17 protein-coding genes are annotated in these 17,407 nt (G+C 40.4%); 14 read left to right on the top strand and 3 right to left on the bottom strand.

The window, feature by feature from the left end; all coding sequences use genetic code 11:
• Positions 1 to 60: 60 nt before the first annotated feature.
• The 3 genes from M5U24_RS10985 to M5U24_RS10975 all read right to left on the bottom strand — a co-directional run bounded on the left by M5U24_RS10985 (position 61) and on the right by M5U24_RS10975 (position 3,085).
• On the bottom strand, positions 61 to 267 hold the full coding sequence (locus M5U24_RS10985) for a hypothetical protein (RefSeq protein ID WP_164995582.1): 207 nt from the start codon (positions 265 to 267) through the stop codon (positions 61 to 63).
• Positions 268 to 859: 592 nt separating this feature from the next.
• Entirely contained in the window at positions 860 to 1,942 is a 1,083-nt protein-coding gene (locus M5U24_RS10980; protein ID WP_099325547.1) for a hypothetical protein, read from the bottom strand.
• Between the two features lie 90 nt (positions 1,943 to 2,032).
• The gene (locus M5U24_RS10975) at positions 2,033 to 3,085 is read right to left on the bottom strand and encodes a hypothetical protein (RefSeq protein ID WP_099325548.1); all 1,053 of its coding nucleotides are present in this window, start codon (positions 3,083 to 3,085) and stop codon (positions 2,033 to 2,035) included.
• A 571-nt stretch (positions 3,086 to 3,656) separates the two neighbouring features.
• On the opposite strand from M5U24_RS10975, the gene M5U24_RS10970 reads away from it, so the two are divergent.
• The 14 genes from M5U24_RS10970 to hflC all read left to right on the top strand — a co-directional run bounded on the left by M5U24_RS10970 (position 3,657) and on the right by hflC (position 17,405).
• On the top strand, positions 3,657 to 4,289 hold the full coding sequence (locus M5U24_RS10970; RefSeq protein WP_230405706.1) for an electron transport complex subunit E: 633 nt from the start codon (positions 3,657 to 3,659) through the stop codon (positions 4,287 to 4,289).
• Entirely contained in the window at positions 4,282 to 4,920 is a 639-nt protein-coding gene (locus tag M5U24_RS10965) for an RnfABCDGE type electron transport complex subunit A (protein WP_164995581.1), read from the top strand. Before M5U24_RS10970 ends, M5U24_RS10965 begins: the two co-directional genes overlap by 8 nt.
• 2 nt (positions 4,921 to 4,922) lie before the next feature.
• Positions 4,923 to 5,402 (top strand): acetolactate synthase small subunit, encoded by a 480-nt coding sequence (gene ilvN, locus M5U24_RS10960; RefSeq protein ID WP_099325551.1) that lies wholly within the window; start codon positions 4,923 to 4,925, stop codon positions 5,400 to 5,402.
• A 50-nt stretch (positions 5,403 to 5,452) separates the two neighbouring features.
• Positions 5,453 to 6,457 (top strand): ketol-acid reductoisomerase, encoded by a 1,005-nt coding sequence (ilvC, locus tag M5U24_RS10955; protein WP_099325552.1) that lies wholly within the window; start codon positions 5,453 to 5,455, stop codon positions 6,455 to 6,457.
• Positions 6,458 to 6,480: 23 nt separating this feature from the next.
• Positions 6,481 to 7,482: a peptidylprolyl isomerase gene (locus M5U24_RS10950; protein WP_099325553.1), complete on the top strand. Its 1,002-nt coding sequence runs from the start codon at positions 6,481 to 6,483 to the stop codon at positions 7,480 to 7,482.
• A 695-nt stretch (positions 7,483 to 8,177) separates the two neighbouring features.
• Entirely contained in the window at positions 8,178 to 8,597 is a 420-nt protein-coding gene (locus M5U24_RS10945; RefSeq protein ID WP_099325555.1) for a hypothetical protein, read from the top strand.
• Positions 8,598 to 8,649: 52 nt separating this feature from the next.
• Positions 8,650 to 9,216, top strand: coding sequence for a hypothetical protein (locus M5U24_RS10940; RefSeq protein WP_099325556.1), 567 nt, complete (start codon positions 8,650 to 8,652; stop codon positions 9,214 to 9,216).
• Positions 9,213 to 10,235: a radical SAM protein gene (locus M5U24_RS10935; protein ID WP_099325557.1), complete on the top strand. Its 1,023-nt coding sequence runs from the start codon at positions 9,213 to 9,215 to the stop codon at positions 10,233 to 10,235. The genes M5U24_RS10940 and M5U24_RS10935 overlap by 4 nt, the downstream gene beginning before the upstream one ends.
• 518 nt (positions 10,236 to 10,753) lie before the next feature.
• A complete protein-coding gene (locus M5U24_RS10930) occupies positions 10,754 to 13,225 on the top strand; it encodes a YdbH domain-containing protein (RefSeq protein ID WP_298202430.1) in 2,472 nt (823 codons plus the stop codon).
• Positions 13,226 to 13,543: 318 nt separating this feature from the next.
• Entirely contained in the window at positions 13,544 to 13,777 is a 234-nt protein-coding gene (locus M5U24_RS10925) for a YnbE family lipoprotein (RefSeq protein WP_099325559.1), read from the top strand.
• A gap of 43 nt (positions 13,778 to 13,820) precedes the next feature.
• Positions 13,821 to 14,201 (top strand): YdbL family protein, encoded by a 381-nt coding sequence (locus M5U24_RS10920; RefSeq protein WP_099325560.1) that lies wholly within the window; start codon positions 13,821 to 13,823, stop codon positions 14,199 to 14,201.
• 154 nt (positions 14,202 to 14,355) lie between these two features.
• On the top strand, positions 14,356 to 15,042 hold the full coding sequence (locus M5U24_RS10915) for an HAD family hydrolase (protein ID WP_099325561.1): 687 nt from the start codon (positions 14,356 to 14,358) through the stop codon (positions 15,040 to 15,042).
• A 390-nt stretch (positions 15,043 to 15,432) separates the two neighbouring features.
• The gene (gene hflK, locus M5U24_RS10910; protein ID WP_099325563.1) at positions 15,433 to 16,437 is read left to right on the top strand and encodes an FtsH protease activity modulator HflK; all 1,005 of its coding nucleotides are present in this window, start codon (positions 15,433 to 15,435) and stop codon (positions 16,435 to 16,437) included.
• Positions 16,434 to 17,405 carry a protease modulator HflC gene (hflC, locus tag M5U24_RS10905; RefSeq protein ID WP_295100361.1) on the top strand — a complete coding sequence of 324 codons (972 nt, stop codon included), beginning with the start codon at positions 16,434 to 16,436 and terminating at the stop codon, positions 17,403 to 17,405. Before hflK ends, hflC begins: the two co-directional genes overlap by 4 nt.
• Positions 17,406 to 17,407: the final 2 nt, after the last annotated feature.

The following is a 17,407-nucleotide window of genomic DNA, read 5'->3' as shown; positions in this document are numbered from 1 at the left end:
AAGTATTATGTGTTTTACAATCCTGCACATGTTAACAATCCCGAGGGAAATATACAATAATTATTCCCTATACGCCGTTCCGGTTCCAGCCAGACGCTCCATTAGCTCTCTGAATTGCCGCCCAAGCTCTATGAGCTCAGGGACAACCTCTTTTTCGAGGTTTCGGATTATATCAGAGGCGGACTTAACCGCCTCTCTTATGTCCTCGGTGTTGAAGTCTTTATGTACCTCTTTGATTTCAACATCTTGTTCGTGGGTAACAGGCAATGCCTGGCACGAAAGTGATGTTGCCGCTATTATTACCCCTATAATAGCGAATAATAACCAGTATTTTATTTGATACTCCCCATGTCTGAAGACAGAGGAATTATAGGGACACTTCCCTTATTTCCCCACCAGATCAAGCAGAAAATATGGGATGTATCTCTGATTTTCCCGTTTTGTTAGGTCCGCCAATGATAATACTTTCTAACAATACTCTTTTAGTTTTTTCAATTTTTTGTATCTAACAAATTATTCCTTAAATTATACCGTTAAACGCAGTAATAAATTACAGATGTTGCAAGAAATATTGGAAGTGTCCCCTAATTCCAAAGAAGCTGTGTTTGTTTGCATTTCCATGAATTTGAGTACTCTCGTAAATATACCTTGCTGGTTTACAAAATGTGAAATGTAGAGCGAAGAGACTCTTCGCTCTACAACTACAGTCTTTGAGAAATCACAATTTGTGAACCCGTAAGGTATATCAAAAACGTTTTTGGGAGGAAGCTAAGAGGTCTTCCATTAGAATATTCTTACCCGCTTATTTGACTCCTTTTGCATTTGTAAGTGATTATAATGCAGCGAAACAACATTCTAATCAATTGTTTTCATGAAACCGATACAACTCATTGGTCAACAGATGCGGTTTTTTTAAATATTTATGTATGGCATTTTTATTATTGTACCGATAAATAATTTTTATGAGCGGTAAATAGTACTTACCAAAGGTGGTGAAATAAAGCCTGTTGAGCCAACGCAGGTATTTCTCCCAATTTATTCCGTTCCTCCGGAATGTAAGGCGGATAACGTCATTCATATCCATGTCAAAAAAGTTTTTTGGCGGTCTTGGCGGCACGCCTTCGATCGGATAATATTCCTGAAGAAAAGGAATCAGCCTGAGTTTTCTCATAAGGACAAACCGTTCATAGTCTTCACTCAGGCGTGTATCAAAACCATACATTGCAATTACCGTAACCCTGTCTTCTCCAAAACTTTTTAAAATATCTTTCCTGTCTAAAAAATGTTTGACAGCCTTAACACTATTGCAGCTAAAGTAAAACATGGGTTTTGTAAATTTAGAGTTTCGTGAATCGATCTTATACAGAAGTTGAGCAATATGTTCATCTACATATTGTATATCAAGAGATTGGCTGAAATTAACGGCATATTTTTTGTTGATTATTTCGTAGAGTATATCTTCAGAGCGTGGATATGTTAGCAGGTTATCGTCAAGCAGCATTATATTCCGTTGCCCGGAGGGAACGAAGTCTTCGAACGAAGACGTCTTTTTGATTTTCCCTTCTTTTTTTGGAACGAGACAAAACGCACACCTTTTACTGCAACCCCTTGTTAAAAAACCAATCGCATATGCCGTATGATTGTACAATTTGTAATCGGGAAAGCAGGATTCAATTTGCGGTGGCAAACGCGTATTGAGACATATTCCGGAACCGCCAATATCTATGTTATTGTGGTATATCTTTTTCAGAGTAGCAACTTTTTCATGTGAGGATTTGATGGAAAAGACCGTGCTGGCGTAATATCTGTCGGCCTTACTAAATCCAATATCTCCGGATAAAGCAACGCGATACCCTTGCTTTTTATAGAAGGCGCTGATCTTCATGAGCGCAAGGTTGGGTATGGTACTGTCTATATCGTAAAGGACAATGCTGTTTTTCAATCTACCTATGACCTGATTCGTTCAATTTAGCCAATACGTTTATGGTTACATCAAGCATAACAGCATTCCCTTATGCATAATAACATTGTCTTAGTTGTACTTCTGCCTCATTGCTGCAGAAATTTCACCCGTTAATTTCATTACCTTTTCAGCCTCTTCTATCGTTAATGTTCCGGCGCCGCAGCTTGGCGTCACCATTGACCGCTCTTTAATCAACGTTTTCGATAATCCCTTATTGACGAGAAATTGAATCCCTTCCTCCAATCTTTTTACCAGATCATCCAATGATACGTCCGCTATCTTTGCTGACGTAGGAACAATTCCCCATGCCAGATAACCGCCTCTTTCCATAAATGCAATTATTTCACGCCAATACATCAGGTACTTATCCATAAACTCATACGCATCAAAACTTACAATATCAACATTCGATTCCATAAGCATTGCCCAGTCGGTATTGCCGCAGCAATGAGAGCCTGTTAAGCCGCCGCGAGATTGAATACCTTCATATACCTCATTTAGAGCGCCAATGACTCTCTCCCGGCTGATATTCATAAATGAAGATCCGAAGCTGGTTAAATACGGTTCATCAACAAACATTAACACCGGAAGTTTATATCGGGCTAATTTAGTAAATTGCCAGTATGCCTTCATTGACAACAATTTAACAATCACATCAAAGAATTCGTCGCTATAAAGCGCCAAAATGCCGGAAGCAAGTTTCAGAGAACCTGCCAAGGTAACAGGACCTACAACCTGCCCTTTTACAGCACGAAGAGACGCCGGAAGCGATTGGTCAAGACGCTCCAGCATAGCATAAAATCCCACAGAACACGCCCTGTTTATTTGAAACAAATCAGGATCGTTTTTTAAATACGCCTCATAGAATTTTTCCAACCCGGATGCCGTATCGTTCGTGTCATCAATACTTACCGTCTTTTTTTCTGCATCTATTTTAATGCACGGAAGCCCTTCTGTATATTGAATACACATATCTTCCCTGCGGTCATATTTGGGCAACTGGACCCAGCATGGAATTTCACGGAGCGTTTCAAACATAAGGTTGGTGGCGCATTCAATATCAACATGGGGAAGACTTCCAATTGCGGTTGCCGCAAAGTTGGCGTTAAAGGTATTTGGCATCGTTTTTAATCCCTCTTTCTACAAAATAAGGTAAAAATAGTTAGTCTAACCTGACATGGCCAGAACAGATAGGTAGGGTGAGCGGCATGGACAAGCAGAGTTTATCCATGCCGCCCACCCTTGCAATGAATTTTATTTAAAATGTGCAAATCCTTAGCATTCATCCATCTTTCGAAAACCTCAATTGTTGTAACAATTTAGTTCTTTGAAAAAGTAGGGGCGAAGCATTTGCCCGTTTGGGTATGAATGCATTTATGACAATTTACAGCAAATGCTTCGCCCCTACGCTATGCGGCAAACATCGATATTATTAGAGTTTTTCAAAAACCTAAATTATTACTATCTATTTGACTATAAATATTTTGCCCAAAAATGCAAAGAAATTACTTTTAAGGTACTGACTCTTAAATTCCATTAAATTGCGGTGAGAAAACTACGCTATTGAAACCATGGGAAGAAGTATGCCAACTGTTTTTAGGGCAGGGTGTTTCTCTTTATGCCTTAATTTGTCCTTGACTTTTATTCCTAAAACGTTTAGTTTTTAAAAAAAAATTTAAAGAGGAAAAAAATATTGGCACAAAGTAATTGGCAGGAATTCTCAAAAGGTCTTTTTAAGTATAACGCATTGTTTGTGTTGGTGTTAGGTATTTGTCCCAGCCTGGCAGTAACAACTTCATTAAAGAATGGTGTATCAATGGGGGGCGCTGCGACCTTTGTTCTTGTGTCTTCCAATTTTATCATCTCTCTCATCCGCCCGTATGTCCCCCGCGAGATTAGAATCCCTTGCTTTATTGTTGTTATTGCTTCGTTTGTAACGATTGTTGAATTAATGATGAAGGCGTATTTGCCAACAGAGATAAACGCCTCGTTGGGAATATTTATTCCTCTTATCGTAGTCAATTGCATTATTTTGTATCGTGCGGAGGCCTTTGCTTATAAAAATAAACCATTTGTTTCCATATTAGATGGTTTGGGTATTGGTTTGGGATGGACTTTATCCCTCTGCCTTGTTTCCGGTGTGCGTGAAATGCTTGGGGCGGGCACTCTTTTTGGATTAAAACTGTCCGAGCGCTATGAGCCTGCTTCAATAATGATTATGGCGCCTGGTGCGTTTATTATTACAGGTCTTCTCATGGGTTTATTCAACTGGAGAAAGCAACTAAAGAGTGAAAAATCGATGAAGGTTTATCAGAAAAATGATTAAAGAGTTAGCGATAATAATTGTTAGTGTTGTTTTTGTAAATAATTTTGTACTGGCAAAATTCCTGGGGCTCTGCCCATTCCTTGGTGTTTCTCAAAAGACATCCTCGGCGCTTGGCATGGGCGCCGCCGTAACGTTTGTAATGACGCTTGCTTCCGCTATTACGTGGATTTTATACAATTATATTCTGTTGCCGGGCGATGCGAACATTGTGGGTATGGTTTTCCCTTCCATTGGGGAAACAGGGCTTATTGAGGTGTTAAAGACGATCAGCTACATCCTTGTGATTGCAACGCTCGTACAGTTAGTTGAAATGATGCTTCGCAAGATGGTTCCTGCGTTGTACGACAGTCTGGGCGTCTTTTTGCCGCTTATTACCACAAACTGCGCCGTGTTGGGTGTGGCGCTTTTAAACACTACGGATTCTCCGCAGCATTTAGGGTTTATAGAAGCAATCGTTCAGGGCTTTGGTGCGGGTATCGGTTTTACGGTAGCCATATTACTAATGTCTGGTATCAGGGAGCGCCTGGCGTTGCTTAGCATACCAAAACCTTTACAGGGGCTTCCCATTGCGTTTATATGCACAGGCCTTATGGCATTGGCTTTTTTCGGATTTTCAGGGATGGTACCATAGATATGCGTCACGTTATTTCTGTGTTAGTAGAGAACAAAGTTGGGGTTCTTGCCCGGATTACCGGCTTAATCAGCGGCAGGGGATTTAACATCGATAGCCTTGCCGTGGGCGAGACCGAAAATCCCGATCTTTCCAGGATTACGATAGTTGTCAGGGGAGATGACGCTATTCTGGAGCAGGTAAGAAAACAGATCAACAAACTTATTGACGTTATTAAGATCACCGATTTTACCAATGAAGAGTTTGTCGAACGGGATTTAATGTTGCTGAAGATAAATTGTCCTATCGGGAAACGCGGCGAGATTATAGAGATTGTGAATATTTTCAGAGGAAAGATTGTAGATGTTGGCCTGAGAGATCTCGTTATCGAGATTGCCGGAATAGAGGATAAGATTGAAGCAATGCTGGCGTTATTGCGTCCTTATGGAATAAAAGAACTGGTGAGAACGGGGAGCATTGCTATCACAAGGGGAGCACGGTAAAAGATCAAGCGTGATTGGTATTGTTTGACTGAAAGACAAAAGGAAGGGTTATGATAAAAATATATTATGAAAAAGATGCTGATATCAGCGTTTTAAAAGGAAAGAAGATCGCCGTCATAGGCTATGGCAGTCAGGGACACGCTCAGGCGCAAAACCTCAGGGAATCCGGTATGGAGGTAATTGTTTCTACCAGAGAAGGTACGGCTAACTATCGGTTGGCCGTTAAGCATGGGTTTAAGCCGGTGAGTGCGGAGGCAGCGGCAAAAGAGGGCGATTTTATCCAGATACTTCTTCCTGATGAATCCCAAAGGGCTATTTACGAAACGCAAATCAAGCCTCACGTTACGAAAGGAAAGACATTATGTTTTTCCCACGGGTTTAACATTCATTTTGGACAGGTAGTTCCTTCCGGCGATGTAGACGTAATTATGGTAGCGCCGAAGGGGCCAGGCCATCTGGTTCGCTCTGAATTTGAAAAAGGCGGCGGAGTTCCCTGTCTTATGGCAATCCATCAGGATGTTACTGGAAAAGCAAAGGAAAAGGCATTGGCATATGCGCATGGGGTTGGTGGCACAAGAGGAGGGGTGATAGAAACTACCTTTGCCGAGGAGACGGAAACCGACCTGTTCGGCGAACAGGCGGTACTATGTGGTGGGGTATCTGCATTAGTAAAGGCAGGGTTTGAGACCCTCGTTGAGGCTGGTTACAAACCGGAGCTGGCTTATTTTGAATGCATGCACGAACTTAAACTGATAGTGGATCTTTTCTATCAGGGCGGCCTTAGTTATATGCGGTATTCGGTAAGCAATACTGCAGAATACGGTGATTTGACCCGTGGCCCCCGCATCATTACAGAAGAAACAAAAAAAGAAATGAAACGTATATTAGGCGAAATACAGTCGGGGCAATTTGCCAAAGAGTGGATATTGGAAAATCAGGCTGGTCGTCCAAGTTTTAACGCCCTGGAAAAGAAGGATAGAGAACACCAGCTTGAAAAAGTTGGCAGAGAATTGCGAAAAATGATGAAATGGATAAACGTTAAAGAGGTTACATAATGGTTTTTGAATAGGAGAAATAAATGTTAAAGTGCCGTAGCAAGGTTTTGGGATTTGTCTTATGTGGAATAGCAAGCATCTGTTTTAGCTATTCCGCCATGGCGTCAAAAGAGAAAGAAGCGACTGCCCCAAAGCAACAAGAAAAAACAACGGAAGCAAAACAGATAGGTGATTCAAAGAAGGTGGTTGCGACTATCAATGGTGAAAGCATTACGAAGGCAGAGGTGGAACGAGTGCTGGAGAGATTTAAGAATCAGCTACCTCCGGACAGAATTGCTTCTGTTGAAAAACAGATAATTGATGGCTTGGTGGCACAGAAGTTGTTTTTGCAATTTATTAAGAAGAATAAGATTGCAATAGGCGATGATGCGCTGAAGACGGAATTGGATAAAGTTCGTGAGGATATAAAACTGAATCCGGGGTTGCAAGGAAAGTCACTGGAAGAAGTGTTGGAATCACATGGTAGCAATATCGAAGACTTAAAGAGGGATATTACAATTTCTTTGTCTTTGGAAAAATACTTTGCTGATACCGTAAGCGATGCAAAAGTAAAAGACTATTTTGAAAAAAACAGACAGATATATGATGGCACTGAGGTTCAGGCCAGCCATATTTTAGTAGATACGCGTAACCTGCAGGGTGAAGAAGATCTGGCAAAGGCAAAGCAAAAGATAGAAAAGGTAAAAGCTGAGATCGCTGAAGGGAAAAAAGACTTTGCCAAGCTTGCCGAAGAATATTCTGATTGTCCGTCCTCGAAAAAAGGCGGAGATCTTGGCTATTTTGTAAGAAAGGGCCAGATGGTGGAACCATTTGCGGAGGCGGCTTTTGCTTTAAAAGTGGGAGAGGTGAGCGATGTTGTAACGACCCAGTTTGGATATCATATCATAAAGGTTACTGATATCAAAAAGGGCGGGGAAATTGATTTTAATGAATTAAAACCTGAAATTAAACTGGACATATTAAAACAAAATGCCGATTCCCTGCTGGACAGATTAAAGCAGCAGGCAAAGATTGAAATCAAGTAACATACGTAAACAGTAAAATATTTTCGATGCATTTTGGAGGTCTTTTAAACAAAAAGCTTCCCTTCCGGCAATTAAATGAATAGGAAGGGAAGCTTTTTTTATCTGTAAACAGTCTTAAAGTGTCTTTTAAAGCACAAGGGGAAAACAATAAATCAGGCTGCCCTTGGCACCTACTTTATGCTGCTGCTGCTGCTGTTGATGTTAATGTAGAGACGCATGCAATGCGTCTCTACAAAAATATTGAAATTTCTAAACTGGCATAGCCAGAACCAAACAAACAGGAAATAAAAAATACGAAATTCGAAGTACGAAATCCAAAACAAATTCCAAAATCCTCCCCCATCACCCCTTCCAAGGCGTGGAGAATGTCCTCCGCTGGCGGGGGCAGGGGGTGGATTCGTATTTAGCATTTCGGATTCACCATGTAATATTTTGGCCAAAAATGCAAAGATATTACTGATAAGGTACTAATAGAAGCAAGATATTTTAAGTTGATTTTTCATCGTGGCTATAGTATCTTGCCCGGTGAAATTTTTATTAAACACTCTTATAATAAGCAGATGGGACAATGGCAATGCAAATAATACTTTTGACTATGTGAATCACATGTGATATATTCCCGTCTACGTAACCAAATAAAATTCGATAATGATGTGTAATTTTAATGCATTTGCATTGAAAAGGGGAACAAGTCAATGCCAATAAACAAAAAAAAACCAAAAACAGCAAGCATGAAAAAGACTGCAAAAAGTGCCATGAAAGCTACAAAAAAATCTACGGATAAGATTGTTTTGAGTTCTCTTTTTAAAACAATCATCATTGACGGCAAAACGGAGCAGGCGACCAGGCAGATTAGGCGGACGCTCTTTTTTGACCAGGTGGAAGTGTTTCCCTTTACGCAAATTAAAAAAATAGAATTAGTAAAAAATGAGAAAGAATCAATAACAGACAGCTATTTGACATACGCAGTTTTATTGCATCTTAACAACGGAAAAACCATGTTGGTTGATGAACTTGGCGAAACATCCGTCAGAGGAGGTTTCAAAGAAATGAAAAACCTCGGGAAAAAGATCAGCATGATTACAGGCAAAGAATTTATTTTGTGTGACGAGTAACCTATTTCCATCGACAACCTTTACCACAAAGCAGTTGTGGGGGAGTTTCATCATGTTCATTACGAGAAGTTTTTTTGCCGCCATTTTTATGGCGATACTTGTCTCTTCCCGCATCGTAAATGCCTTTGAATCTGAAATGAACGAAGAACAGATTGCTGCGGCGATTGGTTACGGGAAGAAGCATAAAGGTATGGATGTTTTTAAAGGCACTGTGATAAAAAATGCTTGTTTTGGAAAATATCCTGAATTAGATAGTGGATTGATTATGAGTAAATACATTGAACTTGCCATTGTTTCTGCCATGAATGCGGTGAAAGAAAAGGAAACGACCGCCGACGATATAAATGAAATACAATCTGCGGATTTTTTTAAAGTAATTGTACTTGTTTTAGAAGAAGGCATTCAAACCCCAGGAGGCGTGCAGATTACATTAAAACAAGGTTTAAACAACATCTTGCCGCAAAAAACCGAGTTTGGGAGAAAGCATAAGGACGGTAAACAAAGTGTGATAGGGGTCTTTCGGTATGACAAGATAGATACGTATGCAAAAACTGAGGTTATCATAAAAACGAGGGGACGGGAAAAAACCTATAAAATTGATTTTTCTGTTATAAAATGATCAGGGAAGCAGAAGAAATAAAGACATGCCCAAAGCATACCTTTAGAGATAAACTTTTCGATTTTTCCTGCCGTCGCATTGGTTCTCAGCAAACAAAAACTTTATTTAAATTATACGATCTAGCCACCTTCGACCTCTATGGCAAACCAAAAGGGGCAATAGGTGCGATTGATATTACCAACCGTTGTAACTTGCGTTGCAAACACTGTTATTTTTATGCGCATGATTACGCAGAAAAACCGGAGTTGAGTGACGATGAGTGGATTGAAAAACTGGAGGGACTGAAAGAAACAGGTTTCCCCTTTTATCAATGTTCATGGATTGGCGGTGAACCTTTGCTTCGGAAAGATTTGCTGGAGCGCTGCATGAAGTATTTCCGGTCAAATCTGATTGTCACAAACGGAACACTGGAACTTCCCAATTGGCCGGATGTGAATTTTTATATATCGGTTGACGGCAAAAAGGAGACACATGAAGCCATCCGTGGAAATGGTTGTTATGACATAATAAGAAAAAATGCGGGGAGAAACGATTTAAAGATTAGCGTTTCAATGGTAATTAATAAAATGAATTACCGTGAAATTGAATATTTTATTGAGGAATGGAAAGAGGTTGGCGTTCGGGGTTGTTTGTTTCAAATACATACGCCGGTAAAAGGGTTGGCGAACAATGATTTTTGGCCTGGCTGGAAACTGCGGGATGATATAGTAGATACATTGCTTCGATTAAAGGAGGAAAAGTATGGTGATTTTATAGGAATGCCGGTCCATGTGCTTAAGCTTATGAAATCCGACAAATGTAAGGAGGTGACACGGAATTGCATTTTCAAAAAAGTATCGTTTTGTTTTGACCCGCAGGGCCAGATTAAAAAACCTTGTATGTTTGGACAGCAAGCAGACTGTCTGCGGTGTGGCTGTATCCTTCCTTTTCACCTGTGGGCATTGGAAGGTAAGTGGCTTTTAATGAGAGAGCTTATGATATATTTTAAACGCCGAGTGGGTAAAAAAATGCTTCGTTAGCATATCGATACCAAAATAACATAGTAATGATGGTTGTTTTTAATACCTTTACTTTTTATTATTTTGGAATTGCACTATCAGCCGCTTATACAATTCTTACATCCTCATGCCTTATGCCCCTGGCAGTGTGTTGTCTCTATCATAAAACACATATACGAGCACTATTACCAAACCCGAAAATATGAAATTCCAAAAAACGCAATAGTTCCCCCACCCCTAATGGTAAAATCCGAAATGCTAAATACGAAATCCGAAACAAATTACAAATTCTAAATTCATCCCGTTAGATAACATTCAATAATACATCTATTATTTGATAATTCTGTATCTAACGGGGTAAAATTTTCAAATGTTCAAACCCCGGTTTTTTCATTGGGATTTTGTATTTTGCAATTTGTTTCGTATTTCGTACTTATTGTGTTCTTGCCTGTCCATATTAGGATATTAATTATTTATGTCTTATATTAAGAATATTGCAATTCGTTCATTCTTTATTAGCGGCATAATTTTTTTCTTCTTTGTGCGGCGTCTATTTCTCGATTCCGGTAATTTTAGAAAAGAAAATTCTCCCTCTTCTTTTTAACAAAGCAGGATTCGTTCAATCAACCGGTAAAATCAGAAAATTTGGCTTTACCGGGTTAGATGTAACTTCGGTTCGATTGGGTAACCCGGAAAATCCCTCCATTTCCCTCGATTCTATCCGCATTGATTATTCTTTAATGGGGCTGGCAAGAAGGCATATTAAAAAAATAATAATCAGCGGGGTGGAGATACGGGCGGAGTTTAAAGACGGCAAAATGGGTATTCCCGGAATAGATTTCGGCAAACTCTTCAGAAATTCCTCAAATACCGGACGGGAACAACAAACGGTTTCACAAAGAATTCCCATTAACATTGGAGAACTAGAAATACGGCATGCCGCAGTTCTTTTGAAATCAGGCGTTGAAGATTTTTATATCCCTTTCAGTATGCGGATATACCCAGTCTTTGAGAATAAGGAAGAACAACCTTCCGGCTACGCAATACAGTACAGATTAGACCCGCAACATGCGAATATCTTCCATGGAGTAAGGATAAAATCCAGGATAAATGGCAGTGCAATGTATAATTTTACGACCTCTGATTTGGCATTGCGGCTTGATCTTACTGATATGGATGTAGTGTATAATGACCTGCAATTTAAAAATACATCGAAAGATGTTCCGTTAATAATAACCATCACAAGAACAAAAAATATCGTTCAAATGCATTTTAACCGGTTTAGTGTTATGTCGCTCCTCCCATTTGAAGTATCAATGAATCCTGATAGTCACCTTACGGTGAATATGGATGAAGACACACTGAATGCCGAAGGGAGCGTGAAGGTGTTTTTAAAGAAAGAATTGATGAACAACGATCCCCATATTGGCCTAAAATTAGGCCAGTCAGCAGAGCTGCCAATTTTTCTTAAAGGAGAAACCCAGGGAAAGCAGTGGCGTTTTTCACTAAACTCTGCCGGGACATCTCACCCTTTGACTTTTTCCCGGGGAACCGAAACAATGACTCTTTTCCCCAAAGAGCTTTCCATACAGGGAGAAGGTCTGAATACCAGCGGTTCTCTGCAATTTGATGCAAACCTCACTCATGTGCGGTATAAGGGGGATAATATGCATATACTGATTCCTCTTGTCTCATTGCAGGGCAGCGGATTGCTAAACTCTACGGAGAGTTCTTCTCTCCGGGCATTTGTGCAAATAACTGATGCGGAATGTGCTTCTCACGATTTTAATGCAAGGAAGATACAGGCGAAGATTCCCATTCAATGGCCATTCCCAGCTTCCGAAGATAACGACAGTATTGCGGAAGATACGAATTACCCCTATGTTGCCATCGATGATATAAACTATGGCGGCATAAACATCGGGTCAATTGTCGCAACGCCCTATCAAAACGGCGCAAACCTTCATTTTACAGGATTGTTTAAGGGCTTACTGTTCCCTGGTTTTAATGTAAATTTTAAGGGTATGGCGGGTCTGAATGATGAGAATACCTTTATTTCCAAGGTAGACTTCAACTCTGCGGAACCGGAAAAGACACTGCAATTTGAATTATCTTCTGTTGCATCGCAATTTAGCGGGATATTTTTTAATGGCATTGCCGACATCCGCGGTAATTGGAGCTTTGATGGAACCAGGGGAACAAGCACGGGCATGGTGTTACTTCGCAATACGAAAATAGATAGTCCTCAAAAAAAGATGACGATAGAAGGAGTGGAACTTCAACTTGCCATGAGCGACCTGTTAAACCTCCGCAGCGATCCTGGACAAGTGCTGAAATTCCAGCGTTTCACGTGGGGAGATATAGAAATAAGCGAAGGCGAGGCGTCGTTTCAAATAGAATCCCCTTCTTCCCTTTTCCTTAAAAAAAGTAGTTTTCTCTGGTGCGGGGGGAATGTCTATACGCATGGCCTGCGCTTAAAACCAGGCAATGATGGATTAGATATTATCTGTTACTGCGACCGGTTGAGACTGGCGACTGTTTTAAAACAGTTTCATCTCGCATCCGCTGAAGGTGAAGGCTCTGTAAATGGTCGTTTGCCTATCAGTTATAAAAATGGAGAGATAAAAATTGCCGATGGTTTTCTTTATTCCACGCCCGGGGAGGGCGGCATTATTCGTTTTAATACAGAAACGCTTATTCCTGGCGCGGCCGGCACACAAAAGGGTATACAAACGGATGTTGCGATGGAAGCCCTTAAGGATTTCCACTATGATTGGGCAAAGCTTTCGTTGTTGAGCAAGGGAGAAGACCTCCACGTTTATTTACAGATGGAGGGAGCGCCTGTTAATTTACTCCCGTTTGCCTACACAAAAAAATCAGGACTGGTGAAAGCAAAAGGAGAACCAAAGGCTCGTTTCCAGAAAATACTCTTTCATTTTAACTTTACATTACCCATTGATGAATTATTACACTATAGCGCAGGCTTGGGGGAATTATTACAATATCAGTAACATATAAAGATTTAGTAACACTTTAGTTTTTTGAAAAACGTAAGAGCGAGAGATGAAGCACGAGAGACGAGAGACGAGAGACGAAAGATGTCTGTCATCCATCATCCGTCGTCCCTACATCGTGCGGAAAACAGCGCTATTATTGGAATTTTTCGAAAAACTAAAGTGCTACGGAATATTGAGTTTTTTGTCATTAGAATTTGTTTCGTATTTCGAATTTGGTTACGCCCAAATGTTGCGCTAAGATAATTATTGTGATAGGGTATTCTTGCTTTTATACCAATGTATTCGTAAGGAATTACAGTTAAGGAGGGATTGATGAAACAAAATAGTGTCATTTTATGTATAGTGTTTTTTCTTGTCTTGCATGGTTGTAAAACGGAACATAAGGTAGAACTTGAAGTCAAACCAATGCAAATTACCATTGATGTGAATATACGAATAGATAGGGAGCTGGATAATTTTTTTGGCAACCTTGATGAAGCCGCAAAAACACTCGGCGGGGAAGTCGGTGATTCTAAAGCAGCGGAGACGCCAAACCCTGGCCAGTAGTTTTTTATTGATTAAGAGATTTTTGTCAGAAGGAGAAAAATAAATGAAGTCAAATTTTTTTGCAATGTTTTTTCTTATTTTATTGAGTGGAATTTGTCCTGTCGCTACAGTAATCTTTGCCGATAATATACAGACAATAAAAGTGCAAATGGAAAAACGCCTTCCTCTCATAGTAGAGTTAAAATCGAAGGGAATTATTGGTGAAAACAACACAGGATATTTACAGTATGTGCAGGCAAACCGTGAAAACGAAGAGGTTGTTAATGCGGAAAATGAGGACAGAAAAAAGGTGTATGCTATTATAGCAAAAAAGGAAGGCGCAAGCATCGGGCAGGTAGGCAGTCGCAGGGCATTGCAGATTGCAAAAAAAGCGCTAAAGGGCGACTGGCTACAGGACAGAAACGGAAAATGGTATCAAAAGTAGCACATGTAAGCATACTATGCCAGGGTTGATGTGCGGGCAGAATGCTTCATTTATTTTTGTTGTGCGATGTCCGTTTAGCACAACTCTGTTACTCGTGGCTTTCGCAATGATGGGTTTGTTTGATTATTAAACGGCAATATATGAGGTAAGAAATATGTCTTTTAAAGCAATTATTTTTGATCTGGACGGCACGCTTATAGACTCTCTGGAAGATTTATGCAATGCCGCGAACCGTGTATTAAAGAAAAATAATTTTCCAACGCACGAAATGGAAGAGTATCGGTATTTTGTTGGGGAGGGAGTTGCTGCGCTTATCACACGCGCATTGCCGGACGAAATAAAAAATGAGGACATAATAAACTCTTGCGTAGGGGAATTTCGTGAAGAATATCGGAAAAACTGGAATATAAAAACAAAACCATACGAAGGGATTGCCGAGATGCTGGACTTGATCACATTGCGCGGCTTAAAAATGGCAGTCCTTTCAAATAAACCTGATTACTTTACAAAAAAATGCGTAGCAGCATTTTTGCCGAACTGGAAATTTGACCGGATAATAGGCCAGCGCGATGATGTTCCTAAAAAGCCCGATCCCGCAGGCGCAAAAGAAATTGCAGAATACCTGGCCGTTTCTCCGTCGGAAATTATTTATGTTGGCGATACGCCCATTGATATGGAAACGGCCATTGCTGCAGGCATGCTTCCTGTAGGTGTTCTGTGGGGGTTCCGTCCTGAAGACGAACTTAAAAGGAGCGGTGCGCATAGAATAATTCAGAAACCAGAAGAAATTATTGAAGTTATCGACCATTCAACGGACGGAATAAGTAAGACTGACTTTTGAGAACCCATATTTTCTGGCAAAATATTTAATGGTGAAATCCGAAATGCCAAGTCCTAAAAAGAAACCAGGTTCATCTGCAGAATGTTTCTTATTCATCCACTTGGGCTTATCGCTTCCGGAGTATTGTTGGTAGCGTTGTCACCCCCGGAGATACAAAAGAAGTTGTTGATAACATGAGGGAAAGTGGATAGTATGTACTGTGGTTGGAAAATTTACCCCAAAAGCGTGGGATTAAAGCTGCTGAGAAGGGGAAGGGTTACAAAATACCTGTTTTTGAAAAAGATACGATTATAAAGATTTTGTAAAAATAATCAATGTCAACAACGCATTGATACGGCAATGCACAACACCGTGCTGCCAATTGAGTGATTAGAGAAAAGGAGGTCGTAAATGCCTGATTATGGACCGCGCAGAAAACAGCCGGATATAAATTTCGAACAAATATCCTTGCAGCCATTAAAAAAGTTTCTCCCACCCATCATTATGCTGATCTTCATTATCATTAGCGGGTATTCGGCATTTTACACGGTAAAGGCAAATGAAGAAGCGGTAGTTTTACGGTTCGGAAAATATAAAGAAACGGTTGGACCAGGATTGCATACTAAAATTCCTTACGGCATTGATAAAATACTAAAAGGAGAGGTAAAAACAATCTATAACGAGGAATTTGGCTTCAGAACAAGACAACGCGGCACCACGAGTATTGTGGACTATGAATTCCCTGCGGCGCAGGAGGAAAAACTTATGCTTACCGCGGATCTTAATTGTGCGGAAGTGAATTGGGTTATTCGCTACAAAATTAAAGCCTTAGAAGAGTATTTTTTCAATGTAAGGGACGTTCGTGAAACAATCCGTGGCATTTCGCAATCGGTAATGAGGACACTGGTGGGAGACCTCTCCATCGATGAAGTTTTAACCATTGGCAGGATCGAAATAGAGCAAATGGCCAAAGAAAATATACAAAAAGGCCTGGATGAATATAAATGCGGTATCAGCATTCAATCGGTTTTGCTCAAAGGAGTTGATCCTCCTCTTGCCGTCAAGGACGCCTTTAATGCGGTAAACCAGGCAATACAAAACAAAGACAAAATCATTAATGAGGCGGAAGGTCAGAAAAATAAACTACTGCCTGCGGCTGAAGGGAAAAAAGAGCAGGCAATCAGGGAGGCTGAAGGATATTATGTAAGAAGGATAAACAGAGCAACAGGGGACGTAAAGGCATTTCTTGCAGTATATGAAGAATACAAAAAGGCGGAAGATGTAACAAGGCGGAGGCTCTTCCTTGAGACGATGGCGGATGTGTTGCCAAAATGCGAAAAATTGTATATTATCGATAAAGATTTAAAAGGATTATTACCTATCCTTGGCCTCAATGAGGAGGGAATGAAGAAATGAAAAGGAACGTTATAATTATACTAATCGCAATAGGCATCATTGCAATATTCCTGAAAAGTTCCCTGTATGTTGTTGATGAACGATTGCAGGCCGTTATCACGCAGTTTGGAAAACCCGTGCGAACGACGGTGGTACATGGACTTCATGTAAAAACCCCATTTATTCAGGACGTCAGATATTTTAATAAACGCATACTAAACTGGACGGGTGATATTAGTGATATTCTCACAAGGGATAAGGAAAACATAGGCGTAGCTTCCTGGGCGCGATGGAAAATTGTCGATCCTCTCAAATTTTATACTTCGCTGGGCATAGAAGCACGCGGACAGGGATTGCTTGATGAGGTTATCGAGTCGGCTGTGAAAAACGTTGTGAGCGCCTATCCGTTAAAAGAGGTTCTCCGAAACTCCAATCGTAAACTGGAATATACGACAAAGGAGCTTGAAGTAGCGGAAGAAACAAAAAAAGTAATCATTAAAAAAGGCCGCGATGAAATTACAGCAGAAATTCTTGCTATGGCACGACGCTCGCTTGAAGACCGGTACGGGATTGAATTGGTGGATGTGAGAATAAAATACATTAACTACGTGGCGGCAGTAATCCCAAAGATTTATGATCGTATGCGCTCGGAACGTATCCGCATCGCAAATAAATATGAATCAGAAGGGAGAAGGGAAGAAGCTGAAATTTTAGGCACGATGAGGAAGGAACTGGAGAGAATCGAATCGGAAGGGTATCGTACGGCAGAAGAAACCAGGGGACAAGCTGATGCAGAGGCCATTAAGATTTACGCGGAAGCATATACAAAAGCCCCGGAATTATATTCCTTTCTCAAAACACTGGAAACATATAAAACCACAATAAGCTCACAGACACGGCTTATTCTCAACACGGACGGAGAATATTTCAGGTATCTCAAGGGATTTGAAAAAGATGTTGGAGCCGTTGAAGCGTGGTCTTTAGAGTAAAA

The organism is Candidatus Kuenenia sp. (assembly GCF_027493735.1).
Taxonomy (GTDB): Bacteria; Planctomycetota; Brocadiia; order Brocadiales; family Brocadiaceae; genus Kuenenia; species Kuenenia stuttgartiensis_A.
This window is presented reverse-complemented; position numbering and strand designations above follow the sequence as displayed.